This is a genomic window from Kitasatospora sp. NPDC032757 (genome assembly GCF_055579305.1).
Genome location: NZ_JBVINN010000001.1, coordinates 301,494 through 326,588 on the forward strand (window position 1 = coordinate 301,494; position 25,095 = coordinate 326,588).

Genomic DNA, 25,095 nt, shown 5'->3' on the forward strand with positions numbered 1-25,095 from the left:
AGACTGCGTACCGTCGGGACCCACCGTCCGCTTCCGCACCGTCCGCTTCCGTATCGTCCCGTTCCGCTCCGTCCCGTCCCGTTCCGTGGAACGAGCGGGGCCGTGGGGCTGCGTGGGAAGATGGCAGGGCTGGTGGAAACGATCTCCGGGCGGTTCTCTGGCCATGGTGAACGAGCAGCGTGATGCCGGCGAGCCCAAGCGGCCGCGTCAGGATGCCCTGCTGATGGTGCCGATCGCGACCGCGCTGATCGAGGCCGACGGCCGGATCCTGCACTGGAGCAACGACGCCGAGGCACTGCTCGGTTACACGGCCGAGGAGGCGATCGGCGCGCGGGCCGCGCAGCTGCTGGCCTCGGACGAGCAGCGGCCGGAGGTGCTGGAGCTGTTCCAGGAGATCCTGGACGGCCGCGGCTGGTCGGGCGTGTTCCCCGTCCGGCACCGGGACGGGCACCTCGTCAATCTGGAATTCCGCACCCACCCGATCTCGGGACCGGGCGGCAGCCCGCTGGTGCTCGCGGTGGCGTCCGACGTGACGACGCTCCGCCGGATCCAGGCGGATCTCGCCGTCCTCGACGGGTTCTTCACGCAGTCCCCGGTCGGGATGGGCGTGTTCGACACCCGGCTCGCCTTCGTCCGGCTGAACGACGCGCTGGCCCGGGTGAACGGCCTGCCCGCCGGGGAGCACCTGGGCCGCCGGCTGAGCGAGCTGCTGCCCGGGATCAACGGGGAGGAGAGCGAGGCGGTGATGCGGCAGGTGCTGGAGAGCGGCGAGCCGGTGGTGGACTCGCGCTCGCACGGCCGCACCCGGGGCGATCCGGAGCACGATCACGCCTGGTCGGCCTCGTACTTCCGGTTGGAGGACCCGGCCGGGCAGGTCCTCGGGGTGAGTTCGACGGTCATCGACATCACGGAGCGGTTCCGTGCGGACGCCAGGGCGGCGCGGGCGCAGGAGCGGCTGTCGCTGCTGGTGGACGCCACCGCGTCGATCGGCACCACGCTGGACCTGCGGCAGACCGCGCGCGAGCTGGCCGACGCCATGGTGCCCCGGGTCGCGGACATCAGCGGCGTGTTCGCCCTGGAGGCCCTGGTCGCGGGGCGCAACGTGGAGCCGCTGGACCCGTCCACCGCGCAGCTGGTGCGCCGCCTGGCGCTCGCCACCACCGACCCGCTCTACCCGGCCGAGGCGCTGCCGGTGGACACGGTGTACGAGGTGGCGCCGGACTCGCCGTACGCGCGGGCGCTGGCGACCGGGCGAACCGTGGTGGTTCCGTCCTGGGAGCTGCCGCTGCTGAGCCAGGGGCTCTCGGAGAGCCGCCGCCAGGCGTATCTCGGCGACCGGCCGCGTTCCGTGCGGATCACTCCGCTGGTGGCGCGGGGCACCACGCTGGGCATGGTGGTGTACTCGCGGCGCGGCGAGCGGGAGTCCTTCGTCGAGGCCGACATCACGCTCGGTGACGAGCTGGCCCTGCGGGCCGCCGTGGCGATCGACAACGCCCGGCTCTACCTGCGCCAGCACCAGACCGTGCTGGCCCGGCAGCAGGCGCTGCGCGAGGCGAAGGCCGCACAGGAGCGGCTGGCGCTGGTCAACTCCGCCTCCGCGCGGATCGGCACCACGCTCGACCTCGCCCAGACCGCCAAGGAGCTGGCCGAGGTGGCGACGCCCCGGCTGGCCGACACGGTCGTGGTGGAGGTGCTGGACGACCTCGTGCGCGGCGAGCGCGAGGCCCGCCCGCTGGCGGACGGTTCGGCCGTGCTGCGCCGGATGGCCTTCCACTCGGCACACGGCTCGACGCTGGAGCCGATCGACCGCACCGACGGGGTGCAGCGGTTCCGGCCGGGATCGCCGTACGCGTGGAGCCTGGCGCACCGCAAGCCGGTGCTGGTGCCGCGGATGGACGCGGCCGGCATGGCCTGGTTCACCGACGACCCCGTCCGCACGGCCGCGGCCAGGAAGCAGAACGTGCGCTCGTTCATGGTGGTGCCGCTGATCGCCCGGGGCTCGCCGGTCGGTGTCGCCGCGTTCTACCGGACGGTGGTGGAGCGGCCGTACGAGGACGACGATCTGGCGCTGGCCGGGGAGTTGGCGGTGCGGGCGGCGGTGTCGATCGACAACGCGCTGCTGTTCACCCGGGAGCGCGACGCGGCGGCCGCCCGCCAGCGCGCCCTGGACGAGGCGTGGGCGGCGCAGCAGCGGCTGTCGCTGCTCAACGAGGCCAGCACCCGGATCGGCACCACCCTCGATCTGCACCGCACCGCCGAGGAGTTGGTGGAGGTGGTGATCCCGCGCTTCGCCGACTTCGTCACCGTCGACCTGCGCGAGGCGGTGCTGAGCGGCGACGAGCCCAGCCCCGTCCCGGACGACGGCACGGTGCTGCTGCGGGCGGTCGCCGTCGGCGAGGCCAACGCGCGCGGGGTGCTGGCGGGCGCCGCCGACCAGGTCGGCGCCAACTCCCAGTCCGCACGGGTGTATGCGGAGAGCCTGCGGACGGGGCGCTCGATCCTGGTGTCGGAGGTGGACGAGGCGGCGCTGCGGCGGATCGTCGCCTCGCCGGACCGGGTGCAGCCGGGCCTGGAGGCCGGGGTGCACTCGTACCTGATGGTGCCGCTGCTGGCGCGCGGACTGGTGCTGGGGGGCGCGGAGTTCATCCGGATCCGCAACCAGGTGCCGTTCGGCCAGGCGGACCGGGCGCTGGCCGAGGAGCTGGCCGCCCGGACGGCCCTGGCGATGGACAACGGCCGGCTCTACCGGCGCGAGCGGGACACCGCGCTCACCCTGCAACGCAGCCTGCTGCCGCAGGAGATCCACCGTACGCTGGGCCTGGAGATCGCCTACCGGTACCTGCCGAGCAGCGTGGTCAGCGAGGTCGGCGGCGACTGGTTCGACGTCGTGCCGCTCTCCTCGGGGCGGGTCGCGCTGGTGGTCGGCGACGTGATGGGACACGGTATCCGGGCTGCCGCGACGATGGGCCAACTTCGCACGGTGGCCCGTACGTTGATCACGCTTGAACTGGATCCGGCGCGGGTGCTGCACCGGCTGGACGAGGCGACCACGGCGCTCGGCGAGGGCCAGTTCGCGACCTGCGTCTGCGTGGTGTACGACCCGGTGGACCGGCACTGCACCGCCGCCTGCGCGGGCCACCTGCCGCCGGTGGTGGCCGACGCCGAGGGCGGAGCCCGGCTGCTCGACCTGCCGCCGGGGGCCCCGCTGGGGGTCGGCGGGGTCCCGTTCGAGAGCGTCGAGTTCACGCTCCCGGAGGAGGGCATCCTGGCGCTGTACACCGACGGGCTGGTCGAGCGCCGGGGCCGCGACCTGGACGAGGGCCTGGACCAGCTCTGCCGGACCATCGCCGACCGGCGCCGCTCGCTGGAGCAGACCTGCGACGCCGTCCTGGCCGAGCTCACCGGCCGCACCAGCGAGGACGACATCGCGATCATCCTGGCGCAGGTCCGGCCGGCCGGCTCGGACCGGATCGCCACCCTGCCGCTCACCGACGACCATGCGATGGTCGCGCACTCGCGCCGGTTCACCCGCGACACGCTCATCGGCTGGGGGCTCGCCCCGCTCGCCGACTGGGCCGAGCTGCTCACCAGCGAGCTGATCACCAACGCCCTGGTGCATGCCGGATCCCCCACCCAGCTACGGCTGTTCTACAACCGGCTGCTCACCGTGGAGGTCGCCGACCGGGACGCCGAGTCGCCCAGGATGCGGCGCGCCCGCGAGGAGGACGAGGGCGGGCGCGGCATGCACCTGGTCAACGAGCTCGCCCACCGCTGGGGCAGCCGGCGCACCCGGGACGGCAAGGTGGTCTGGTTCGAACTGGAGCTGCCGCCGGGCACGCCGGCCCGCTGACCCGCCGACCATGCACGACAACCGCCGCTTGTCGCCGCCGCCGTGCGGTTGTTCGCCCGCGCGCACCCCGAGGAGCTTGGCTTGGTCCCGGCAGAACGACCGATCCCGAGCATCAGGAGCAGACCATGGACCAGCTCGACCCCCGTACCGTCGTGGAGCGCTACGTCACCGCCATCACGACCGGCGACCTCCCCACCGCGGTGGCCTCGTTCGCCGAGCACGCCACGTGGTCCTACCCCGGCAACCTGCCGCTGTCGCGCGTCTGGAGCGGCCGGGACGCCATCGTCGAGGACTTCCTCGGCTCGGTGGGCACCCTGTTCGCGCCCGACGGCGCCCCGCAGGTGACCCTCACCGGCCTCCTGGCGGACGGCCCGCAGGTGGTCGCCGAGTGGACCGCCAAGGGCACGGCGGCCGACGGCAGCGCGTACGACAACCAGTGCCTGGGCATTTTCACCGTCGAGAACGGCCTGATCACGGCGGTGCGCGAGTACCTGGACACCCACCACGCGGCTCTCACGCTGTTCGCGGACCGGTCCGCCTGAGCCCCTGGCCGGGCCGCCCGGGAGCCCTGGGGTGGCCCTCCCCGGGCGATCGCGCCCACGTCCTGTCCGGCCCTAGTCGGGCAGCAGCAGGTTGACGTCGCCGAACTCGTGCCACAGGTAGCGGTGGCGGACCGCCTCCGCGTAGCAGCGCTCCAGCAGGGGGCGACCGGCGACGGCGGCGAGCATGAGCAGGTGGGAGACGCGGGGCTCGTGCCAGCCGGTGAGGAGGCCGTCCACGGCACGGACGCCGCGCTCGGGGGTGATCACCAACTCCGTCCAGCCGTCGGCCTGGTGGACGGTGCCGTCCGGGGCGGCGGCCGACTCCAGGGCACGGACGGCGGTGGTGCCGACCGCGATCACCCGGCCGCCGCCGGACCGGACGTGGCCGACCAGGCGGGCGGTGGCGGCCGGCACCTGGAACCGTTCGGCGTACGGGGTCTCGTGCGCCTCGGGGGAGGCGACGCCGGTGTGCAGGGTGATCGGCGCGACCAGCACCCCGCGGCCGGCCAGCCGGGCCACCACTTCGGCGGTGAACGGTCGGGCGGCGCTGGGCATTTCGCTGCTGCCCGGGACGGCTGCGAAGACCGTCTGGTACGCCTCGATCGGCCAGTCGCCGTCCACGTAGCCGTACCGGATGGCCTTGCCGTGGCGGGCCAGATAGCCCAACAGCGGTGCGGGCAGGTCGAGTCGGGCGTACCAGAGGCGGGCGGTGAACGCCTCGACCAGCTCGGCCGAGCCGCCGCCCGGCAGCGCCACCCGCAGCCCCGGGCGGGCCGGGGACTCCTCCGGCGGGTAGTAGGCGGCGGCCTCGCCGGGTGCCGGCCGGCGCAACTCCACCAGGAAGGAGCCACGTTGGTCGGGCTGGGCGGAGGAGAGGTGCAGCGCGACGGGGCCGCCGTCCGGCAGCCGGCCGGCCAGCGCGGCGGGCAGGGTGGCCGAGTTGTTGACCACCAGGAGGTCGCCGGGGCGCAGCACCTCGGGCAGGTCGGTGAACCGGCGGTGCTCGACGGCGGTGCCGTCGCGGCGGCCGACCAGCATCCGCACGCCGTCGCGGGCGGTCCCGCGGGCCTCCGCGGGTGCGCGGGCGGAGAGTTCGGGCGGGACGGTGACGTCGATCCCGGGGTCGGTGAGTGCGGTCATCGGTCGCCCTGGGCAGTGGCTGCGGTGGCAGGGGCCGTGGCAGTGGCAGTGGCAGTGGCCACGGTGTCGGTGGCCGTGTCGGTGACGGCGAGCAGGTCGGCGGCCCGGTAGCGGCCGGAGGCGGGACGGTCGCGGAGCAGACCGAGCAGGGCGGGGGCGACGGCCTCCGGCAGCGGCTCGGCGGAGATGTCCTCGCCCGGGCAGGCCTCCTGGTACATCCTGGTCCGCATGGTGCCCGGGTCGACCGCCCAGACGTGCAACTGCGGCTCCTCCCGGGCCAGTACGGCGGAGGCGTGGTCCAGCGCGGCCTTGCTCGCGCCGTACCCGCCCCAGCCTTCGTAGGCCTCGACGGCCGCGTCGGAGCTGATGTTGAGCAGGGCGCCGGAGTGCGCGCGCAGCTGCGGCAGCAGGAGCTGGGTCAGGGCGACCGGCGCGAGGGCGTTGACCTCGAACATCTCCAGCAGGTCGGGAAGCGGGACGTCGGCGAGCCGGGGCAGCGGTTCGCCGCCCGCGTCCGAACCGTTCAGCGTGCCGGCGTTGTTGACCAGGAGCGTCGCGCCGCCGAGCGCGGCGGCGGCCTCGGCCAGGCGCGCGCGGTGGTCGTCGTCGACGACCGAACCGGCCGGCGCGGTGACCTTGGTGACGGCAGCCAGCTCGGCCTCTGCGGCGGCGAGCGCGGCCCGGTCGCGAGCCGTGATCACCAGCTGCCAGCCGTCGGCGGCCAGCGCCCTGGCGAGCGCCAGACCGAGGCCGCGCGAGGCGCCGGTGATCACTGCGACGGGCTGGGCGGTGTCCTGGGCGACGGGCTGGACGGTGTGCTGCGATGCGGTGTTCATGGCACCACGATCGCCCCGGACGGCCGCCGCCGGATCGGCCACCCGGCCCGGGACCGGGTCATCCCTTGGGCCTAGGGCTGGATCAGGAGGCCGAGGACGCGCGCCGCCCCGGTGTCGTCGCCGGTACGCCGGTAGGCGTCCGCCGAGGCCTCGCACACGGACCGGACCTCGGCGGCTGGGTGGCCGGCCATGGCCGGGCTGATCGCAAGCCCCTCCAGCGCCTTGGCCTCCATCGGCGTCGACTCGGACTCCCTCGGCGCGGTCCCGGAACCTCGTCGCGTCGCCGTGCGCGCCGGGGCTCAGGTGCACGTCCGCGTCCCTGGCCCCGTCGACGTAGTACCGCAGCAGCCGGTGCACGGCCGCGTCGCTCGCCGCCCCGGGCCCGCCCCGGGCCCGGGGCGTGTCAGGCAGTTGCCGCCGGGCGCGCGACGCGAACCGTCGGACGCGCCCTACGGCGCGTCGGGCACCGTGGCCGGGTGCTCCCGGCCGTCCGGCCATCCCTCCGGGCCCGCCCAGGCGGCCGGGTCCGACCAGGCGGCGAGCGTGCGGCGGCTCTCGAAGCGGCGCGGGCGGCCGGTCAGCGGGTCGGTGAACTCGACCGTGGAGGCGAGCAGTTGCAGCGGACGGCGGAAGTCGTCCGGGGCCGCCTCCGGCAGCAGCACCGGGTACACCGGGTCGCCGAGGATCGGCAGGCCCAGGCCGCTCATGTGCAACCGCAGCTGGTGGGTGCGCCCGCTGAGCGGGAGCAGCCGGTAGTGGCCGAGGCCGTCGCGGTGCTCGACGAGCTCGATCCGGCTCTCGCTGTTCGGCGGGGCGTCCAGCTCCCGGGCCGCGATCACGCCGCGCTCCTTGACGATGTGGCTGCGCACGGTGCGCGGCAGCGCGAGCGCCGGGTCGTACGGCGCGATCGCCCGGTACTCCTTGCGGACCAGCCGGTCGCGGAAGAGCGTCTGGTAGGAGCCGCGCTCCTCGGGGCGCACCACGAACATCGCCAGGCCCGCCGTCAGCCGGTCCAGCCGGTGGGCCGGGCTGAGGGCGGGGAGGTCCAGCGAGTGCCGCAGCCGGGAGAGCGCCGTCTCCACGACGTGCCGGCCGCGCGGGGTGGTGGCCAGGAAGTGCGGCTTGTCGACCACGACGAGGTGCTCGTCGCGGTGCACCACCGCCACCTCGAACGGGACGGGGACCTCGTCCGGCAACTCGCGGTAGAGCCAGAGGTGCGCCCCCGGCCGGAACGGCTCGTCCGGCCCGATCGGCCCGCCCTGGCCGACGATCTCGCGGCCGTGCAGCAGCGCGTCGATCCGCTCCGGCGCCACCGTTGGCAGCCGCTCGGCCAGGTACGCGCGCACCGTCGGCCAGGGCCCCTCCACGGGCAGCCGCAGGTGCACCGGGTCCACCCCGCGGCGCTGTGGAAGGGGGGCGACCGGCTTGCTCTTGCGTCTCATCTCGCCGCCAGCCTATCCGGGCCGTCGCCGGCACCCCGGGGCGGCCAATGGGAGGCCGGGGCGGCCGCTGGGAGAGCGGGACGCCCGCGTCCGACGTGCCGATGGCGGCCGCCGCGGTGGAGAGTGGACGGTGAGGCCCCCGCCGACCCCGCTGGAGGCGTACGCGTGACCGTCGACCGACCGCAGGACGCGGTGCCGCCGCTGCACCTGCCGCGGCGGACGAGGCTGCTGCTCGCCGGCGCGTACCTCCTGCTGATCGCGGCCGTGGTGGCCGACCTGGTGTCCGGGCCGGGGACGACCCTCTCCCCCGTGCTCGCGGTGGCGCCGGTGCTGGCCGGGGCGACCACCCGGCGGGCCCGGGTGCCACTGCTCACGGGAGCGGCCGCCATCGTCGCGGTCGGCCTGCTGGAGGTCACCAACCGCGCCCTGCCCGTCTCCGTCCACCTGACCGCGCTGATCACCGTGCTCGCCGCCACGCTGGCCAGCGCCGGGAACGTGGTGCTGGTGGCCGCGCGGGAACGCGAGCTCTTCCAGGTCCGCACGGTGGCCGAGGCGGCGCAGCGGGCGCTGCTGCGGCCGCCGCCGGAGCGGCTCGGGCCGCTGCGGGTGGCGGTGCGGTACGTCGCCGCGGCCGCCGAGGCGCGGATCGGCGGGGACCTCTACGAGGTGGCGCAGGGCCCGTACGGGATCCGGATCCTGCTGGGGGACGTGCAGGGGCACGGGTTGCCGGCGGTGGAGACTGCGGCGGACGTGCTGGGGGTGTTCCGGGAGGCGGCCCGCACGGAGCCGGAGCTGGCCCGGGTGGCGGAGCGGCTGGACTCGGCGCTGGCGAGCCGCCCGGTGAACGAGCGGTTCGTCACGGCGCTGCTGCTGGGGGTGGACCCGGCGGGCGGCGCGGCGCAGCTGGTCAACTGCGGCCATCCGCACCCGCTGCTGCGCACGGCGGGCCGGGTGAGCGAGCTGGAGCCGCCGCAGCACGCCCCGCCGCTGGGGCTGCTCGACCTGATGGGGGGGAGCTACCGGGCGGGCGGCTTCGAGCCCCGGGCGGGTGACCTGCTGCTGCTCTACACCGACGGCGTGTCCGAGGCCCGGAACGCGGCGGGCCGGTTCTTCCCGTTGGCGGAGCGGCTGACGGGGGCGTCCGCGGGGAGCCCGGAGGACGTGCTGGACGAGCTGCTGGCGGAGGTCCGCGTCTGGGTGGACGTCGCCGGCCTGGCCGACGACGTGGCCCTGCTGGCACTGCGCTGGGAACGCTGAGCGGCTCGGCCCGCTCCGCGACCGTCCCGCCTCGGTCGGCCGCCGCTGTCAGTGCCGTGTGCAACGCTGTCGGTGCGGTCGGCGGAGCGCCGTCCACGGGCAGGTTCGTCGAGGGGGCGGTGTCATGGGGATCAAGACGGGCGGGGCGTTCGAGGTGACGGCGTTCGAGCCGGAGGAGACGGACGAACGACCGGGCGCGACGCTCGGCCGGGTCCGGATGGCCAAGGAGTTCACGGGCGGCCTGACGGGCAGCAGCGTGGTGCGGATGCTCTCCGTGCTGGGCGGCTCGGGCGCCCCGGCCGGGTACGTCGCGATGGAGCACTTCACCGGTGAGCTGGACGGCCGCAAGGGCTCTTTCGTGCTCCAGCACACGGCGCCGGACAGCCGGGGCGAGCGGCTGGCGATCCGGCTGCTGGCGGGCACCGGCGCGGGCGAGCTGGAGGGGATCACGGGCACCTTCGAGCTGATCGTGGACGACGAGGGCAGGCACAGCTACGCCCTGGAGTACGAGCTGGGCTGACCCGGGCCGGTCCGACACGAGCCGATCCGGGCCGGGTCGGTACGGGCCGACGGGCCGGGCCGGTACGCCGGCGCGAGTGCCTGCGCGGCGTCGGCGGCGCCCGGCCCGCCACTGTCACGATGAGGCGATCGGTGAACCGTCGATCGCGGAAGGTGACGGATGGCTCGGAACTCGGCGCACGCGGTCGACGACGTGATCCACCGGCTGCGCGGGATCGGCGCCGGCCTCCCGCACGACGACGGTGTCGCGGTCTTCAACCGGATGTACCTCACCGTGACGGAGGCGGTCCGCCGCCACCTCGGCCGCCGGTACTTCGCCGACCCGGCCGCGATGGCCGAGCTGGACGTGGTGTTCGCCGGGCGGTACCTGCTGGCCGTGGACGCCGTCGCGGCGGGGCGGCGGCCGCCGGCCTGCTGGCGGCCGCTGTTCGACCTGCGGGCGGAGCCGGGGGTCCACCCCCTTCAGTTCGCGCTGGCCGGGATGAACGCCCACATCCAGCACGACCTGCCGCTCGCCGTGATCGACACCTGCCACCGGCTCGGCCGCACGCCCGGGCAGCTCGCCGCCGACTACCACCGGATCAACGGCCTGCTCGCCGCGGTGGAGACGGCCGTGCGGGAGCAGCTGATGCCGGGGCCGGACGTGCTGGAGCGGGCCGAGCCGCTGACGCACCGGGTCGGTGCCTGGTCGGTGGATGCCGCCCGGGACGCGGCCTGGGCGAGCGTCGGCGCACTCTGGGAGCTGCGCGAGGTGCCGTGCGCCGCTGCGGCGCTCACCGCCGCGCTGGACACCTCGGTCGGCCTGCTCGGCCGGGCCCTGCTCACCCCGCTGGGGTTCCACGGCACCCGACCGGACGGGCCCCGCTCCCAGGAGGCCTGCTCGCAGGAGGCCCGCCCGCACGACACCCGGTCCGCCGGCACGTGCTCCGACGGTGCCCGCCCGGACGGCACACGGTTCCACGGCGCGGACAGCGGAACGGCCGGCCGGCTCCCAGAGGCGAGGAACCGGCCGGCCGTGCGCTGAGCGGGATCAGGCCCAGCTGGAGTGCAGCGGCTTGCCCTCGGCGTAGCCGGCCGCGCTCTGGATGCCGACCACGGCCTTCTCGTGGAACTCCTCCAGGCTGGAGGCGCCCGCGTAGGTGCAGGAGCTGCGGACACCGGCGACGATCGAGTCGATCAGGTCCTCGACGCCGGGGCGGACCGGGTCGACGAACATCCGGGAGTGCGAGATGCCCTCCTCGAACAGCGCCTTGCGGGCCCGGTCGTACGTGGAGTCCTGGGCGGTGCGGTTGCTCACCGCGCGCGCCGAGGCCATGCCGAAGCTCTCCTTGTACTGGCGGCCGTCGGCGGTGGTCTGGAGGTCGCCGGGCGACTCGTAGGTGCCGGCGAACCAGGAGCCGATCATCACGTTGGACGCGCCGGCGGCCAGCGCCATCGCGACGTCGCGCGGGTGGCGGACGCCGCCGTCGGCCCAGACGTGCTTGCCGAGCCTGCGCGCCTCGGCGGCGCACTCCAGCACGGCGGAGAACTGCGGGCGGCCGACGCCGGTCATCATCCGCGTGGTGCACATGGCGCCGGGGCCGACGCCGACCTTGAGGATGTCGGCGCCCGCCTCGACCAGGTCGCGGACACCCGCGGCGGAGACCACGTTGCCGGCCACGATCGGGATCTGCGGGTCCAGCCCGCGCACCGCGCGCAGCGCGCTGATCATCGACTCCTGGTGGCCGTGCGCGGTGTCGACGACCAGCACGTCTGCGCCGGCCTCGATCAGGGCCTTGGCCTTGCCGGCCACGTCGCCGTTGATGCCGACGGTGGCGGCGATCCGCAGGTGGTTCCGCGCGTCCACGGCCGGGGTGTAGAGGGTGGCGCGCAGGGCGTTCTTGCGGGTCAGCAGGCCGACCAGCTTGCCCTCGGCGTCCACGACCGGGGCGAGCTTGCGGTGCGCCTCGCTGAGCCGGTCGAAGGCGGCGCGCGGGTCGATGCCCTCGTCGAGCAGCAGCAGGTCGCGCGACATGACGTCGGCGAGGCTGGTGAAGCGGTCGACGCCCTGGCAGTCGGAGTCGGTGACCACGCCGACCGGCCGGCCGTCCTCGACCACGACCAGCGCGCCGTGCGCCCGCTTGGGCAGCAGCGAGAGCGCCTCGGCGACGGTGGCACCGGGGTCGAGGGTGATGGCGGTGTCGTGCACCAGGTGGCGCTGCTTGACCCACCCGATGACGTCGGCGATCACGTCGGTGGGGATGTCCTGCGGGATGGCGACCAGGCCGCCGCGGCGGGCGACGGTCTCGGCCATCCGGCGGCCGGCGATGGCGGTCATGTTGGCGACGACGAGCGGGATCGTGGTGCCGGTGCCGTCGTTCGAGGAGAGGTCGACACCCTGCCGGGAGCCCACGGCGGAGCGGCTGGGGACCATGAAGACGTCGTCGTACGTGAGGTCGTACGAGGGCTTGAGGTCGTTCAGGAAGCGCATGAAGATAGGGCTCTCTGGCTGGGAGAAGGTACACCTCGGGTGCGGTTGCGGCGAGGCCGCGGGGCGCACTCGGGCGCCCCGCACCCAACATTCGATTCTCCGGCACGGTGGGGGCAAAAGCCAGTTCGAGGACGATTGCTGGCGCAGTGCACAAACCATGATCACCCGGGGACCCGCAGGCTTGGAGGTTTCTCCAAGTGATCGGCTTTTCGCCCCGGCCGGGGCCGCTCCCGTAGCATTCACGCGGTAACGGCGAGGCAATCCAGGAAAGCGGCAGCGGGCGATGACGGCGGGCGTGGACATCCAGCAGGAGAACGGCACCGAGGGATCCGAGGAGGAGATCGACTACGGTCCCGGCCTCGACCCGGAGCGGCTGCGGCTCTGCCTCGACGTGCTCGCCGAGCTGGACGAACTGCACGTCGACCACCCGGACGCGATCACCGTCCGCCAGGCGGTCGGCGGCATATTCCGCACGCTCAAGCAGCGCCGCCGCCAGGAGACCCGGGCCCGCAAGACCGCCAACGACCGCGCCGTCACCGCCCGGACGGCCACCGGCGCGCCGACCCGGATCGACGACGAGACGGCCGGCGCCTTCGGCCTGACCACCGTCACCACCACCGAGATCGCCGGCATCCTGGAGCGCCCCCGCTCCTGCTACACCTGCAAGCAGCGGTACGTCGAGGTGGACGCCTTCTACCACAACCTCTGCCAGGCCTGCGCGGTCAAGAACCGCGCCCGCCGCGACGCCCGCGCCGACCTCACCGGCAAGCGCGCCCTGCTCACCGGCGGCCGGGCCAAGATCGGCATGTACATCGCGCTGATGCTGCTCCGCGACGGCGCCCACACCACCATCACCACCCGCTTCCCCAACGACGCCATCCGCCGCTTCACCGCGATGCCGGACAGCGCCGACTGGCTGCACCGGCTGAAGATCATCGGGATCGACCTGCGCGACCCTGCCCAGGTGATGGCGCTGGCCGACGAGGTCGCCGCGGACGGCCCGCTGGACATCCTGATCAACAACGCCGCGCAGACCGTGCGCCGCCCGCCGGAGTCCTACCGCGAGCTGGTCAACGCCGAGTCGGCCCCGCTGCCGGCCGGCGAGCTGCCGCAGTCCACCACCATCGGCCGCTTCGGCAGCGGCAGCGTGGACCTGCCGGCCCTGCCCGCGCAGGCCACCGGCGCCCAGGAGCGGCTGTCCGCCGAGGACGTCACCTCGCTCGCGCTGGTCACCGGCTCCGCGACGCCCGCCCGGATCGAGGCCGGCACCGCGATCGACGCCGGCGGCCTGGTGCCCGACCTCGCGCCCACCAACAGCTGGGTGCAGACCGTCAACGAGGTCGGCCCGGTCGAGCTGCTGGAGGTGCAGCTCTGCAACTCCACCGCGCCGTTCATCCTGATCAGCCGGCTGCGCCCGGCGATGGCCGCCTCGGCGTCCCGCCGCAAGTACGTGGTCAACGTCTCCGCGATGGAGGGGGTGTTCCAGCGCGGCTACAAGGGCGCCGGCCACCCGCACACCAACATGGCCAAGGCCGCGCTGAACATGCTCACCCGCACCAGTGCGCAGGAGATGTTCGAGACCGACGGCATCCTGATGACCGCCGTCGACACCGGCTGGATCACCGACGAGCGCCCGCACCCGGACAAGATGCGCCTGGCCGACGAGGGCTTCCACGCCCCGCTCGACCTGGTCGACGGCGCGGCCCGGGTGTACGACCCGATCGTCCGCGGCGAGCAGGGCGAGGACCTCTACGGCTGCTTCCTCAAGGACTTCGACCGCGCCGCCTGGTAGCCCTGCAAGGAGAAACCGAGTTGACCACCGCACCACTGCTCGGCGCCGGCGTCATCGTGCCCACCGGGGACGGCCGGGTCCTGCTCGGCCGCCGGATCACGGCCGGCGAGCCGCCCACCTGGAGCCTGCCCGGCGGCAAGGTGGACGACCCGGGCGAGTCCTTCGAACAGGCCGCCGCCCGGGAACTGGCCGAGGAGACCGGCATCGTGCTGCCGGCCGAACGGATGCGGGTGCTGGCCGTGCTGCTCGACCACGAGCTGGGCCGCCCCCGGCTCACCGCGGCCGTGCTCGCGCCGCCGAGCCTGGCCGCCGCCGAGGTCACCGAGCCGCACGCGTGCGCCGGCTGGGAGCGGTTCCCGCTCGACACGCTGCCCGGGCCGATGTTCTACCCGTCCGCGCTGGTACTGGGCAGCTGGCTGCCGGACGCCCCCTCGGCGCTCCGGGCCGGGACGTACGCGTACCCCGTCACCGGCGGAAGCAGGTGACGGGGTAGCCGCTGCGGGCCGGGCGCGGTGCGCGTGACCGCGGCGGGTTCAGCCGTTGCGGTCGGGGCGCGGTGCGCGCGTGACCGCGGCGGGTTCAGCCGTTGCGGGCCGCCTCCGGGCCGGTGATCCGCTTCAGCAGCGGGAGCGTCGAGGCGATGATCCCGAGCGAGGCCACCAGGCCGACCGCGGTCAGCACGTAGTACAGCGTGCCCGGCGACACCAGGTCGTAGTTCATCTGCGACTTGAGGAACATGGCCGCCGCCGAGAAGCCCGTCCCGATCGAGAGCGCCGACACCAGGAGCAGCGGCAGCGCGCTCTCCAGGCCGATCACCCGTTGCAGCAGGCCGAGCGGCGCACCGGTGAGCCGCAGCATCGCGAACGGCCGCCGCCGGTCGGCGAGGCCGGCCACCACGCTGACCGCGAGGCTGCAGCCGGCGATCGGCAGGGTGGTCAGCAGAACCACGTCGGCCAGCTGCCGCCAGCCCGCGAGCTCCTTCTGCGAGGTGGTGCCCCAGTCCGCGACCATGCGGGCCTCCAACCTCGGGTAGGCCTTGGTGAACAGCGTCCTCAGCTGCTCCATGGCCGCCGGCGACCCGTCGGCGGTCGCGTAGATCATCTTCACCGGCAGCTGGGCCACCTCCTCCGCCGACACCGGTGCGGCCGGCCACTCCTGGGCCACGGCGCTCCGCAGATCGACGAACTGCCACATCGGGACGGCCGCGACGCTCGCCCCCGGCGCACAGTGGCCGATCACCGGGGTCTGCGCCAACTCCGAGCAGAGCACCAGAGCGGGCGGGAACGGGCGGGGGTCCGCCGGGTCCTTGCCGATCCCCGCCGGATTGGCGTGCGCCAGCGTCAGTCCCTGGAAGCCGGGAACGGCCCGGGCCGCGGCCAGCACGCTGTCGGACACGGAGTCGATCACCGTGGGCCCCTGAATGTCCCCGGAGGTGTGCACCACGGCGTTGCGGGTCCCCGGATCTCCGCTCAGCGCACCGCGGTTCTCGTTGATCGTGCCGATGATGCAGACCGTCGCGGTGGTGACGAACAGCGCCAGGATCAGGCCCGCGACCGAGCGGAACCCCGCCTTGGGGTCGTCCGAGAGGCGGCGCACCGCGATCAGCGTGGCCGGGCGGCTGGTGCGCCGGGCCACCGTACGGGCGGCGACCATGGTCAGCCACGGGCCGGCGATCACCAGCCCCAGCATCACCAGCAGAAAGCCGGTGAGGTAGGCCGCCGTCTGCCCGTTGGTGGTCGCCGGCCGGTTGTCGACGAAGTAGCCGAGCTCGGCGAGGCCGGCCAGCAACGGAGCCAGCCGCCAGGCTCGCGGCGGTTGCGGGGTGACCCGGCGGGTGACGCCCAGTGGCGAGATGGTGACCCGGCGCAGTGCGAACCGGGCGGCGAGCGCCGCCGCTGCCGGCACGCCCAGCGCGACACCGCCCGCCTGAAGCGCGCTCAGGCTCAGGTCGGCGGCGAAGAAGCGGTCCCCGGTGAACGGAACGGTGGCGACCAGCGGACGCAGCGCGAAGTACAGGCCGAAGCCGATGACCGTGCCGACCACCGACGCCACCGTGGACTCGACGGCCGAGATCGCCGACACCTGCCCCGGGGTGGCGCCGACCAGCCGCATCGCGGCGAAGCGCTGCTCCCGGGTGGCGGCGGACAGGCGGGTGGCGGTGCCGATGAAGATCAGCACCGGGAAGATCAGCGCACCGGCCACCACGGAGAGGATGAGCGTCATCGCGTCGCCGCGTACGCCCTGGCCGTAGCAGTCGTTGTCGCACTCGGTCGGGACCGCGGTGGCGATGGTCGTCACGGCCGCGGCCCTCGGCGCGGCCTTGACCTCGTCCACGGTGCGGCCGATGACCACCGACAACGAGTCCGGCGACGGCAGGGCCTCGTCACCCAGGATCCCGGCCAGCCGGCCCGGAAGTCGGTCGGCCAGCTCGACGGCCGGGACGTCGCGCAGCAGCTCGGCCAGGGCGGGCGAGGCGTAGTACTCGCCGGGCGCCGGCACCCTGCTCAGGCCGGGCGGGACGGGCGAGGTCGGGCCGGTGGCCGCGACCTCGGCCTCGAAGACCTGCTTGCCCTGGTAGAAGTCGCCGTGGCCGTACCACCAGAGCGGGTCCACCTGGGCCGTCTCGGTGCGGGTCTTGACCCCCGTGTTCATCCAGAACTGCCGCTCGTTGGCACGGTCGACGGCATTGAGACTGGCCAGCGTCGAGAGCAGCAGGCCGACGCCGATCGCCACGGCCGCCGCGATCATCACCAGCCGGGCCACGGCCTCCCGCCCGCCGCTGACGGCGAGGCGCAGTGCGAAGTGGATCACGAGGCGATCCGTTCCGCCGCGCGGTCGGCCGCCGGTCCCGCCGGGAGCGAGGTGGCCTTGCCGTCCCGGACGATCGCCTCGCGGTCGGCGTAGCAGGCGACCCGTGGCTCGTGGGTGACCAGGATGACGGTGGTGCCCTGTTCGCGCGCGGCGCCGACCATCAGCTCCATCACCTGCTCGCCGGTGAGCGAGTCCAGCGCGCCGGTCGGCTCGTCGGCGAACAGCACCTGCGGCCGCGCCACCAGCCCGCGGGCCAGCGCGACGCGCTGCGCCTGACCGCCCGACAGCTCGCCGGAGCGGCGCCGTTCCATGCCGTCCAGGCCGAGCCTGGCGAACCAGGGCCGGGCCTCGGCCAGGGCCGCCGCCCGCTTGGTGCCGCTCAGCAGCAGCGGCAGTGCGACGTTCTCCTCGGCGGTCAACTCCGGGACGAGCTGGCCGAACTGGAAGACGAAGCCGAACCTGTCACGGCGCAGGGCGCTGCGCTGGGCCTCGCCCATGGTGTCGATCCGCTGCCCGTTGAAGCGGACCTCGCCCGAGTCGGGGGTGAGGATGCCGGCCAGGCAGTGCAGCAGGGTGGACTTGCCGGAGCCGCTGGGGCCCATGATGGCGAGCACCTCGCCGGCGTGGACGGCCAGGCTCGCCCCGCGCAGGGCCGGGGTCTCGCCGAAGGCGAGGGTGATGTCGTGAGCCTCGATCAGCAGCGTCATGACCGCACCGCCTCGGCCAGCGCGTCCAGGCGGGCGGTGGTCAGGTCGATCCAGCGCAAGTCGGCCTCCAGGTGGAAGAGTCCGTGGTCGGCGAGCAGGGCGTCGACCAGCGCTCCGTTGCGGCGCAGGTCGGTCAGTTCGCGCATCCGCCGCATGTGGGCGGCGCGCTGGGTGTCGAGGTAGACCTCGGCGTCGCGGCCGAGCATCAGGGCCAGCACGACCTTGGTGAAGAGCACCGTCTGCAGGTTCGGTTCGGGCGAGACGGGCTCGGTGAGCCAGTGCTCGAACTCCGTCACACCGGCGTCGGTGATCACGTAGCGCTTGCGCTCGGGCCCGTCGCCGGGCTCCGCCTCGCCGGCCACGACCTTGCCGTCCCGCGCCAGCCGGCCGAGCGTGGCGTAGACCTGACCGTACGGCAGGGGCTTGCCCCGCCCGAAGAAGGCGTCGTAGTCGCGCTTGAGGTCGTAGCCATGGCTCGGCTCTCGCTCCAGCAGCCCGAGAAGGGTCAAAGGAACACTCATGAGATGACCATACATCAGGCGTATACTCCGGGTGTATAGCTGGCGAGAATACGGATGTGACCTGCGAAGACGATGAGCGAGGCGTCCGGGCGGAGGCGTTCGGACGGCGCGAGCGAGCCGGCGAAGGGGGAACGGCGCGTTCAGGCGAAAGCGTTCGGGACCGCGCGTCCGGGACGGGCCAGGTGGACCGCGCGTCCAAGCAGAGGCGCCGCTTCCGAGCGGAAGCGTTCGGACGGCGCGAGCGGGAGGCGGCCCCACGTCCGCCCCCCGCCCCGCACCACGGTCCGGCACGCCCCCACAGCACGCCGGACCTGCCGCGCCCCGGCACTCGGAGGGCGCGACCACTCCCAGCCTGCCCCGCCGGCCCCTCCCCCGCCGAGGGCCGAACGTCCCGGTTCGCGGGCCGGACCCGGGTGGTGCGGGCCCGGACGCTCTTGTGCGCGGGCGGGGAGCGGAGGGAGATTGGATGCCCGCAGTACCGCCGGCTGTGGCAGTCCGGGCATCCGGCCGGGGTGCCCGACCGGGCGCCTCGCACGATCGCCTCGCACCGTTGCCCCACGTACCCCGAGGAGCGCGCATCGTGTCCAGCACACCCCGCCCGGCCAGGCCCGGGTCGCTGCCGCGGCGAGTCGGCCGGGAGCTGCGGCGGGCCCTCGGCGCGCGCCCCGCCGCTTCGGTGCGGCCGCTGGGCGGGCCCCTCGGCCGGGCGCTCGACCTGCCGCTCGACCGCCCGCTGGACCGCAGTCGCAGTCGCGCACGGCTCGCGGCGGCGCTGGGCGTCCTCCTCGCCCTCGTGGCCGCCGTCGCCGGTGCGCTGCTCGGCTACCAGGCCACCGCGCGGTCGGCGGCCGCCGACCGCGCCCGCCTGCACCCGGTCGACGCCGTCGTCCAGAGCGTCGACCGGCCCGGTGCCACGACGAGCGCCCGCCGCACCGGCGACTACCAGAACCTGCTCACCGCCGAGGCCACCTGGACGGCCCCCGACGGGCAGCCGCGCACCGGCGCTATCGAGGTCCGCCACACCACCACCGCCGGTTCCACCGTCACCCTCTGGCTCGACGGGGCCGGCACCCCCACCGCTCCGCCCACGACCAGGAACGGCCTGATCGCCGACGCCGTCTGCGCCGGACTCGCCGGCTTCCTCGCCGTCGCCACCGCGCTCGGCGGCGCCCTCGCACTACGCCTGCGCGTCCTCGACCGGCAGGCCGACCGGGCCTGGGAGGAGTCCTGGGCCCGGCACGAACCCAGGTGGAGCGGCCGCACCGCCAGCAGCCCCGGCGGGCCGCAGGACGAATGACGGAGACCCCCGTGCTCATCGCCTTCACCACCGACCGGCTCACCGCCCGCCTCCGGGAGCCGCAGGACGGGGCTGCCGGGCTTGCCGGGAGTGCCGGCGATCCCGGGGCCGGGGCGACGCGCCGCCCCACCCTCCGGCTGCCGGCCGAACTCGTGGACTGGGTCCGCGCGTTCGCGGAGATCTCGCACCGCACGGTCGAGGACGTGGTCGGCCCGCTGATCGCCGCGGAACAGGCCAGGGCCGACGTCGGCCGGCCGCACCGGCCGGGGCAGGCGCCGGACGCGCGCCAGGTGGAGTGACCCGCTGGGCCCGGCGGTCCGTCGGGGGCCGCCGGTCCGTCAGGACGCGCCGGTCCCTCGGGACCCAACGGTCCGTCAGGGCGCGCCGTCCGGGTCCACCCAGGCGGGCTGGGTGCGCGAGGCGTGATGGGCGAAGGCCGCGACGGCGGCGAGCAGGGCGAGGGCGAGGGCCAGCGCGGCCGGGACGTCGGCGTGCAGGACGAGCACCGCCCCGAGCAGGGCGCCGCCGAACATCCAGACCGCCGAGGCCAGTCTGCGGGGGCCGGACCGGTCGGCGGCGAGGGCGGTGATGGTCATGGTGAGGACGGTGGTGGTGAGGTCCGGCACCCCGATACGGCGGACGACGGCGTTCTGCAGGCCCATCGCGAAGCCGAGCAGGCCGATCAGCGGGTAACGGACCGGGCCGGCGGTGTGCCCCGCCAGCGCGGCGAGGGCGGTTCCGCCGGCCAGCAGGACGGCCTGGACGACGGCGGAGACCACCAGCAGCCGCCCCCGGTTGCCGGGCAGCCGTTCGCAGAGCCGGCCGCCGGCGAGCGCGCCGAGGAGGAAGGCGGCCAGCGCCGCGAGCGCGGCCGTCACCGAGAGGCCGGGCGCGCCCGCGAGGGCGAACCCGAGGAAGACGACGTTCCCGGTCATGTTGGCGACGAAGACGTGTCCGAGGGCGAGGTAGCTGACCGCGTCGACCAGCCCGGTGACGACGGTGAGCACGAGCAGCATCGGGACGAGCGGGCCGTGGCGGGGGTCGGTCTTCAAGCCTGTTCTCCTCCGGTCGTGCGGCGCGCCCGGTGACACCCGGCGATCTCTCCGTCCGTTCTACGCCCGCCCGGCCCTCCGGGTCGCGCCGAACCCCGGTCGCCACGCCCCCCGTCCCCGGACACGGCGCCCGAACCACCCCTGCCCCATCCGGCACCCGGCCACCGAGACCCGACCACCACGGCCCCGCCACCACACCCCACCACCGAGCCCCCGGCACGTGCCCCGGAAGCGGCACCGCCCCCGTCCCGGACGCTCTCCGGGACGGGGGCGGTGCCGCGGGCGGGCCGTCAGACGGCGAGCGCCGGGCGGTGATGGTCGAGCCAGAGCGCGAGGTCGACGACCCGCTCCAGGCGCAGCCGGTGGCCCCACTCCAGTTGCTCGGCCGGGGTGTCGAGGCTGGCCTTGATGACCGTCTCGTCGGCGATGTCGCGCACGTGCGGCGCGTCGAGCGCCTCGCGCGCGAGGCGCTGCAGGCCGCTGTTGTAGTCGGCGTGGTGGGTGGTCGGGTAGTGGTTCTTCGGCCGCCAGAGCACCGAGTCCGGCGCGATGCCCTGGCCGGTGGAGCGGAGCAGGCTCTTCTCCCGCCCGTCGTGGCTCTTCATCGCCCAGGGGGTGTTGAAGGCGTACTCGACCAGACGGTGGTCACAGTAGGGGACGCGGACCTCCAGGCCCTGCGCCATCGAAAGGCGGTCCTTGCGGTGCAGCAGCTGGCGCAGCCAGCGGGTGAGCGAGACGTGCTGCATCTCGCGCTGGCGGTGTTCGGCGGGGCTCTCGTCGTCCAGGTGCGGGACGGCGGCGAGCGCGGTGCGGTAGGTGTCGTCGCGGAACTCGCCGATGCGCAGGTGTGCGGCGAGGTCCGGGTTGATCGGCATGGCCGCCTCGTCGCCGGTGACGAGCAGCCAGGGGAAGGTCTGCGCGGCGAGCGCCCTGGGGGTGTGGAACCACGGGTAGCCGCCGAACACCTCGTCCGCCGCCTCGCCGGACAGGGCGACGGTGGAGTGCCTGCGGATCTCGCCGAACAGCAGGTAGAGCGAGGTGTCCATGTCGCCGACTCCGATCGGCGAGTCACGGGAGACGACGACGGCCCGGCGGTTCTCCGGGTCGAGCAGGGCGCCCGGGTCGAGGACGACGGTGGAGTGGTCGCTGCCGATGAAGGCGCCGGCCTCGGCGGCGTACGGGGTGTCGTGGCCGGTGCGCAGCACGTCGCCGGTGAACTGTTCGGCCTGGTCGCTGTAGTCGACGGCGTAGGAGCGCAGCTTGGCCTGCGGGCCCTCGGTCAGCCGGAGTTCGTCGGCGACCAGCGCGGTGACGACGGTGGAGTCCAGGCCGCCGGAGAGCAGGCTGCAGAGCGGGACGTCGGCCTCCAGCTGGGCACGGGCGGCGCGGTTGACCAGCGAGCGGACCTGCTCGGTGGTGGCGGCGAGGTCGTCGGTGTGCGGGCGGGCCTGCAGCTCCCAGTACCGCCGCTCCCGGATGCCGTCCCGGTCGAGGACGAGCAGGCCGCCGGGCTGGACCTCGCGGACGCCGGCCCAGACGGTGGGGCCGGTGTTGAAGAGCAGGCTGTAGGCCTCGCGCAGGCCGTCGGCGTCGACGGTCGGGGTGATCTCGGGGTGGGCGAAGAGCGCCTTGGGCTCGGAGCCGAACGCGAGGCCGCCGCCGACGGGCGCCCAGAACAGCGGCTTGACGCCGAGCCGGTCGCGGACGAGCAGCAGGCGCTCGGCCCGCTCGTCCCAGATGGCGAAGGCGTACATGCCCTCCAGCCGGTCGACCAGGGCGTCGCCCCACTGCTGGTAGGCGCGGAGCACCACCTCGGTGTCGCTGCGGGTCTCGAACCGGTGCCCCTTGGCCTGGAGTTCGGCGCGCAGCTGGTGGTGGTTGTAGACCTCGCCGCTGTAGGTCAGGACGACGCCCGGGTGGTCGCGGCGGTCGGCCATGGGCTGTGCGCCGCCCTCGATGTCGATCACGGCGAGGCGGCGGTGGCCGAGCGCGGCGTGGGCGCCGAGCCAGACCCCGCCGGCGTCGGGCCCGCGCAGGGCCATGGTGGCGGTCATCGCCTCGATGACGGGGGCACTGTGGCGGACGTCCTGGTGGAAGGACGCCCAGCCGGTGATTCCGCACATGCGCGTGCACTCCTTGGGGCGGGCAGAGTCGGACCGGGCTGGCGGGGCGGACGGACCGCGCCGTCCGCCCGGAGCACCCGGCCCGGCACGGCCGCCCGTCGGCGCCCGGTCCACCAGTCGTGCGGCGGGGGCCCGGGGTTCCCTCGATCCGGACACATTTCCGGCCATGCCGTACGAGGTCGGACACGACCCGCCTTCGCCTCCTCCCGCTCGCGACGGCCCCCTCCATCGGAGGGCGCCACCCGGGCACCGCCCCCTTTTGAACGCGTTCATTTTCGTATTAAGCTAAAGACAACACTTCGAGGGGGGAACCTGATGAGAATCGTCATACCCGGAGGCACCGGCCAGATCGGCCGCATCCTGGACCGCGCCCTGACCGCCGAGGGTCACGACGTCCTGATCCTCACCCGGCGGCCGCAGCGCGACCGCGAGCTCTACTGGGACGGCCGCACCCTCGGCCGCTGGGCCGAGGCCGTCGACGGCAGCGACGCCGTGATCAACCTCGCCGGGCGCAGCGTCAACTGCCGCTACACGCCGGCCAACCAGCGCGAGATGCTGGACTCCCGGGTGGACTCCGCCCGCGTCGTCGGCGAGGCCGTCGGCGCCGCGAAGCGCCCGCCGCGGGTCTGGCTGCAGATGAGCACCGCCACCATCTACGCCCACCACTTCGGCACCCCGTATGACGAGGAGAGCGGCGTCCTCGGCGGCGGCGAGCCGGACGTCCCCCGGTACTGGGACTACAGCGCCGACATCGCCAGGGCCTGGGAGCGCACCCAGCAGGAGGCCCCCACCCCGGACACCCGGCGGGTCGCGCTGCGCACCGCCATGGTGATGAGCCCCGACCGTGGCGGCGCCTTCGACCTGATGCTGCGGCTGGCCCGGTGCGGGCTCGGCGGTCCGATCGACGGCGGCGCGCAGTACATGTCCTGGATCCACGACCGGGACCTCGTGCGCGCCGTCCGGTTCCTGCTCGACCGTGACGACCTGGCCGGCCCGGTCAACCTCGCCGCACCGCACCCGCTGCCACAGCGCGCGTTCATGCGGGCGATCCGGCGGGCCTGGGGCATCCCCGTCGGCCTCCCCGCCACCCGCCGGATGGCCGAGCTCGGCGCGTTCGCCCTCCGCTCGGACACCGAACTGCTGCTCAAGAGCCGCTCGGTGGCGCCCGGACGGCTCCAGGACGCGGGCTTCGGCTTCGAGCACCCGCACTGGCCCGCGGCCGCCGTCGACCTCGCCCGCCGGCTGCGGCGCTGACCGGCACCAGGCCCCGCCCGTACGACGGGCGGCGGGCGGCGGGCGGCGGGCGGCGGAGCCGGCCTCCGCTCCGGCCCTCCCCCACCTCCTCGCCTGCGCCCCGCACCCGCAGCGCGGGCGGGCTGCGGCGGCTACGGCCGGACGGCGCCCATGTAGGGCATGACGCCGATCGGGAGGACCTCGATGTTCTTGCCGGTGCGGGGGGAGTGGATCATCTTGCCGTCGCCGATGTAGATGCCCACGTGGTGCAGGTCGTCGTAGAAGAAGACCAGGTCGCCGGGCTGGAGGTCGCCGCGGGCGATGCGGGCGCCGGCGTTCCACTGGTCCTGGGACATGCGGGGGAGCTTGACGTCGGCCGCGCGGTAGGCGGCACCGGTGAGGCCGGAGCAGTCGAAGCTGTTGGGGCCGGTCATGCTCCAGCCGTACGGCTTGCCGAGCTGGGCGTAGGCGAACTGGACGATGGCGGCGGCGCGGCCACTGGCGGCCGGCGGCGGCGGGGTGTTCGTGCCGGGGCGTTCGGCGGAGCGGGAGGCGCGGTCGGCGGCGGCCGCCTGCTGGGCGGCGGCCTTTGCCTTGTCGGCGGACTCCTGGGCGTTGATCTTGGCGCGCTCGGCGGCACTGAGCTTGTTGAGCAGGGCCTGGGCCTGGGCGAGCTTGGTCTGCACCTGTCCCTTCTCCGCCCCGAGCGAGGCGCCGACGGTGTCGAGCTCGGCGAGGGTGGCGGCGGCCTCAGTGCGGTCCTGGTCGAGCTTGCGCTGTTCGTCCTGCGCCTGCTTGAGCAGGTTCGTCTGGGAGTCGGCGACCTGGTTCTGCACCGAGGCGCGCGCCAGGTAGGCGGCCGGGTCGGAGTCGAGCATGAGCTGGACGCCCGGGTCCATGCCGTTGCTGCGGTACTGGTCGGCGGCGACCGCGCCGAGCCGGACCCGCAGTTCGTTCATGGCCTCCTGGCCGCGGGCGACCTTCTCCTGGATCCGGTTGGCCTCGCCCTGGAGCTTCTGCTGCTTGGCCTGGAAGCCGTTGTAGCGCTCGGTGGCCTGCTCGGCCTCCTGGTTGAGCTGGTCCACCTGCTCCTTGACGGAGGCGAGGGTGGGGGCGGGCTCGGCGTGGGCCGTACCGGAGGCGAGCACCGCGCCACCGGCCATGGCCGTGGTGAGGACTGCCAGGCGGGCCCGGCTCGCGGGGTTGGGCTTGCGGCGCTTTCCCATGGCGGTGGGCTCTCCTTCGGGGGACGCTGGAGGGGACATTGGAGAAACGTCCGGGAGGCGTTCGCGGGTTCACTTCGAGGCGCCGGGAGCCGCGAAAGGCACGGCGAAGGCGAGCAGGGACGCACGGGGGTGCCGTCTCCGTGCGTCCTCTTCGAACGGGCCTCGGCTGCCGAGGGGCGGGGTTCCGCAATTCCCCCGTTCCGGGCGATTCCGGTCAGTCGATCACGGCCCGTGACACCGGCGTCGACCACCGGTGCCGCCGCCCGCGACACCGGCC

The 25,095-nt window shown here is 74.5% G+C and carries 21 protein-coding genes; 10 read left to right on the top strand and 11 right to left on the bottom strand.

Going from position 1 to position 25,095, the window contains the following annotated elements; all coding sequences use genetic code 11:
• Positions 1 to 163: 163 nt before the first annotated feature.
• A complete protein-coding gene (locus tag ACZ5WK_RS01305) occupies positions 164 to 3,850 on the top strand; it encodes a SpoIIE family protein phosphatase (protein ID WP_465543750.1) in 3,687 nt (1,228 codons plus the stop codon).
• A gap of 125 nt (positions 3,851 to 3,975) precedes the next feature.
• Positions 3,976 to 4,392 (top strand): nuclear transport factor 2 family protein, encoded by a 417-nt coding sequence (locus ACZ5WK_RS01310; protein ID WP_465543752.1) that lies wholly within the window; start codon positions 3,976 to 3,978, stop codon positions 4,390 to 4,392.
• Positions 4,393 to 4,464: 72 nt separating this feature from the next.
• Here ACZ5WK_RS01310 and ACZ5WK_RS01315 read toward each other — a convergent pair whose 3' ends face one another.
• From ACZ5WK_RS01315 to ACZ5WK_RS01330, 4 genes are all read right to left on the bottom strand, one after another.
• Positions 4,465 to 5,532 carry an S-adenosylmethionine:tRNA ribosyltransferase-isomerase gene (locus ACZ5WK_RS01315; RefSeq protein ID WP_465543754.1) on the bottom strand — a complete coding sequence of 356 codons (1,068 nt, stop codon included), beginning with the start codon at positions 5,530 to 5,532 and terminating at the stop codon, positions 4,465 to 4,467.
• Positions 5,529 to 6,368: an SDR family NAD(P)-dependent oxidoreductase gene (locus ACZ5WK_RS01320; RefSeq protein ID WP_465543756.1), complete on the bottom strand. Its 840-nt coding sequence runs from the start codon at positions 6,366 to 6,368 to the stop codon at positions 5,529 to 5,531. The genes ACZ5WK_RS01315 and ACZ5WK_RS01320 overlap by 4 nt, the downstream gene beginning before the upstream one ends.
• 71 nt (positions 6,369 to 6,439) lie before the next feature.
• Positions 6,440 to 6,601: a hypothetical protein gene (locus ACZ5WK_RS01325; RefSeq protein ID WP_465543758.1), complete on the bottom strand. Its 162-nt coding sequence runs from the start codon at positions 6,599 to 6,601 to the stop codon at positions 6,440 to 6,442.
• A 216-nt stretch (positions 6,602 to 6,817) separates the two neighbouring features.
• On the bottom strand, positions 6,818 to 7,810 hold the full coding sequence (locus ACZ5WK_RS01330; RefSeq protein WP_465543760.1) for a pseudouridine synthase: 993 nt from the start codon (positions 7,808 to 7,810) through the stop codon (positions 6,818 to 6,820).
• Between the two features lie 165 nt (positions 7,811 to 7,975).
• Between ACZ5WK_RS01330 and ACZ5WK_RS01335 the strand changes: the two genes are divergently transcribed.
• The 3 genes from ACZ5WK_RS01335 (at position 7,976) to ACZ5WK_RS01345 (ending at position 10,610) form a co-directional block, all read left to right on the top strand.
• Entirely contained in the window at positions 7,976 to 9,067 is a 1,092-nt protein-coding gene (locus ACZ5WK_RS01335; protein WP_465543762.1) for a PP2C family protein-serine/threonine phosphatase, read from the top strand.
• Between the two features lie 124 nt (positions 9,068 to 9,191).
• On the top strand, positions 9,192 to 9,587 hold the full coding sequence (locus ACZ5WK_RS01340; RefSeq protein WP_465543764.1) for a DUF3224 domain-containing protein: 396 nt from the start codon (positions 9,192 to 9,194) through the stop codon (positions 9,585 to 9,587).
• Positions 9,588 to 9,746: 159 nt separating this feature from the next.
• A complete protein-coding gene (locus ACZ5WK_RS01345) occupies positions 9,747 to 10,610 on the top strand; it encodes a DUF5995 family protein (RefSeq protein WP_465543766.1) in 864 nt (287 codons plus the stop codon).
• A 6-nt stretch (positions 10,611 to 10,616) separates the two neighbouring features.
• Here ACZ5WK_RS01345 and ACZ5WK_RS01350 read toward each other — a convergent pair whose 3' ends face one another.
• Positions 10,617 to 12,056: a GuaB1 family IMP dehydrogenase-related protein gene (locus ACZ5WK_RS01350; RefSeq protein ID WP_465543768.1), complete on the bottom strand. Its 1,440-nt coding sequence runs from the start codon at positions 12,054 to 12,056 to the stop codon at positions 10,617 to 10,619.
• A gap of 295 nt (positions 12,057 to 12,351) precedes the next feature.
• On the opposite strand from ACZ5WK_RS01350, the gene ACZ5WK_RS01355 reads away from it, so the two are divergent.
• Positions 12,352 to 13,848 carry an SDR family NAD(P)-dependent oxidoreductase gene (locus tag ACZ5WK_RS01355; RefSeq protein ID WP_396323878.1) on the top strand — a complete coding sequence of 499 codons (1,497 nt, stop codon included), beginning with the start codon at positions 12,352 to 12,354 and terminating at the stop codon, positions 13,846 to 13,848.
• A 20-nt stretch (positions 13,849 to 13,868) separates the two neighbouring features.
• Entirely contained in the window at positions 13,869 to 14,333 is a 465-nt protein-coding gene (locus tag ACZ5WK_RS01360; protein WP_465543770.1) for a nucleotide triphosphate diphosphatase NUDT15, read from the top strand.
• A gap of 94 nt (positions 14,334 to 14,427) precedes the next feature.
• On the opposite strand, the gene ACZ5WK_RS01365 is transcribed toward ACZ5WK_RS01360, so the two are convergent.
• Genes ACZ5WK_RS01365 through ACZ5WK_RS01375 form a run of 3 tightly spaced genes read right to left on the bottom strand, consistent with a single transcriptional unit; the run spans position 14,428 to position 17,887 of the window.
• Complete coding sequence (locus tag ACZ5WK_RS01365; RefSeq protein WP_465543772.1) at positions 14,428 to 16,659, bottom strand: ABC transporter permease; 2,232 nt, start codon at positions 16,657 to 16,659, stop codon at positions 14,428 to 14,430.
• Positions 16,656 to 17,366, bottom strand: coding sequence for an ABC transporter ATP-binding protein (locus tag ACZ5WK_RS01370; protein WP_396323875.1), 711 nt, complete (start codon positions 17,364 to 17,366; stop codon positions 16,656 to 16,658). Before ACZ5WK_RS01370 ends, ACZ5WK_RS01365 begins: the two co-directional genes overlap by 4 nt.
• On the bottom strand, positions 17,363 to 17,887 hold the full coding sequence (locus ACZ5WK_RS01375; protein WP_396323874.1) for a PadR family transcriptional regulator: 525 nt from the start codon (positions 17,885 to 17,887) through the stop codon (positions 17,363 to 17,365). The genes ACZ5WK_RS01370 and ACZ5WK_RS01375 overlap by 4 nt, the downstream gene beginning before the upstream one ends.
• Positions 17,888 to 18,467: 580 nt before the next feature.
• Between ACZ5WK_RS01375 and ACZ5WK_RS01380 the strand changes: the two genes are divergently transcribed.
• Both ACZ5WK_RS01380 and ACZ5WK_RS01385 read left to right on the top strand, forming a co-directional pair.
• Positions 18,468 to 19,184 (top strand): Rv1733c family protein, encoded by a 717-nt coding sequence (locus tag ACZ5WK_RS01380; protein ID WP_465543775.1) that lies wholly within the window; start codon positions 18,468 to 18,470, stop codon positions 19,182 to 19,184.
• Positions 19,181 to 19,483, top strand: coding sequence for a hypothetical protein (locus tag ACZ5WK_RS01385; protein WP_465543777.1), 303 nt, complete (start codon positions 19,181 to 19,183; stop codon positions 19,481 to 19,483). Before ACZ5WK_RS01380 ends, ACZ5WK_RS01385 begins: the two co-directional genes overlap by 4 nt.
• Before the next feature lie 75 nt (positions 19,484 to 19,558).
• On the opposite strand, the gene ACZ5WK_RS01390 is transcribed toward ACZ5WK_RS01385, so the two are convergent.
• Positions 19,559 to 20,200, bottom strand: a complete 642-nt coding sequence (locus ACZ5WK_RS01390; RefSeq protein WP_465544338.1) for a YoaK family protein — start codon at positions 20,198 to 20,200, stop codon at positions 19,559 to 19,561.
• Between the two features lie 326 nt (positions 20,201 to 20,526).
• Positions 20,527 to 22,359, bottom strand: a complete 1,833-nt coding sequence (asnB, locus tag ACZ5WK_RS01395; RefSeq protein WP_465543779.1) for an asparagine synthase (glutamine-hydrolyzing) — start codon at positions 22,357 to 22,359, stop codon at positions 20,527 to 20,529.
• Positions 22,360 to 22,674: 315 nt separating this feature from the next.
• Here asnB and ACZ5WK_RS01400 point away from each other — a divergent pair, with 315 nt between their 5' ends.
• Positions 22,675 to 23,613 carry a TIGR01777 family oxidoreductase gene (locus ACZ5WK_RS01400; protein ID WP_465543781.1) on the top strand — a complete coding sequence of 313 codons (939 nt, stop codon included), beginning with the start codon at positions 22,675 to 22,677 and terminating at the stop codon, positions 23,611 to 23,613.
• A gap of 131 nt (positions 23,614 to 23,744) precedes the next feature.
• Here the strand turns inward: ACZ5WK_RS01400 and ACZ5WK_RS01405 are convergent, their stop codons facing one another.
• Positions 23,745 to 24,818, bottom strand: coding sequence for a C40 family peptidase (locus ACZ5WK_RS01405; protein ID WP_465543783.1), 1,074 nt, complete (start codon positions 24,816 to 24,818; stop codon positions 23,745 to 23,747).
• Between the last annotated feature and the right edge of the window lie 277 nt (positions 24,819 to 25,095).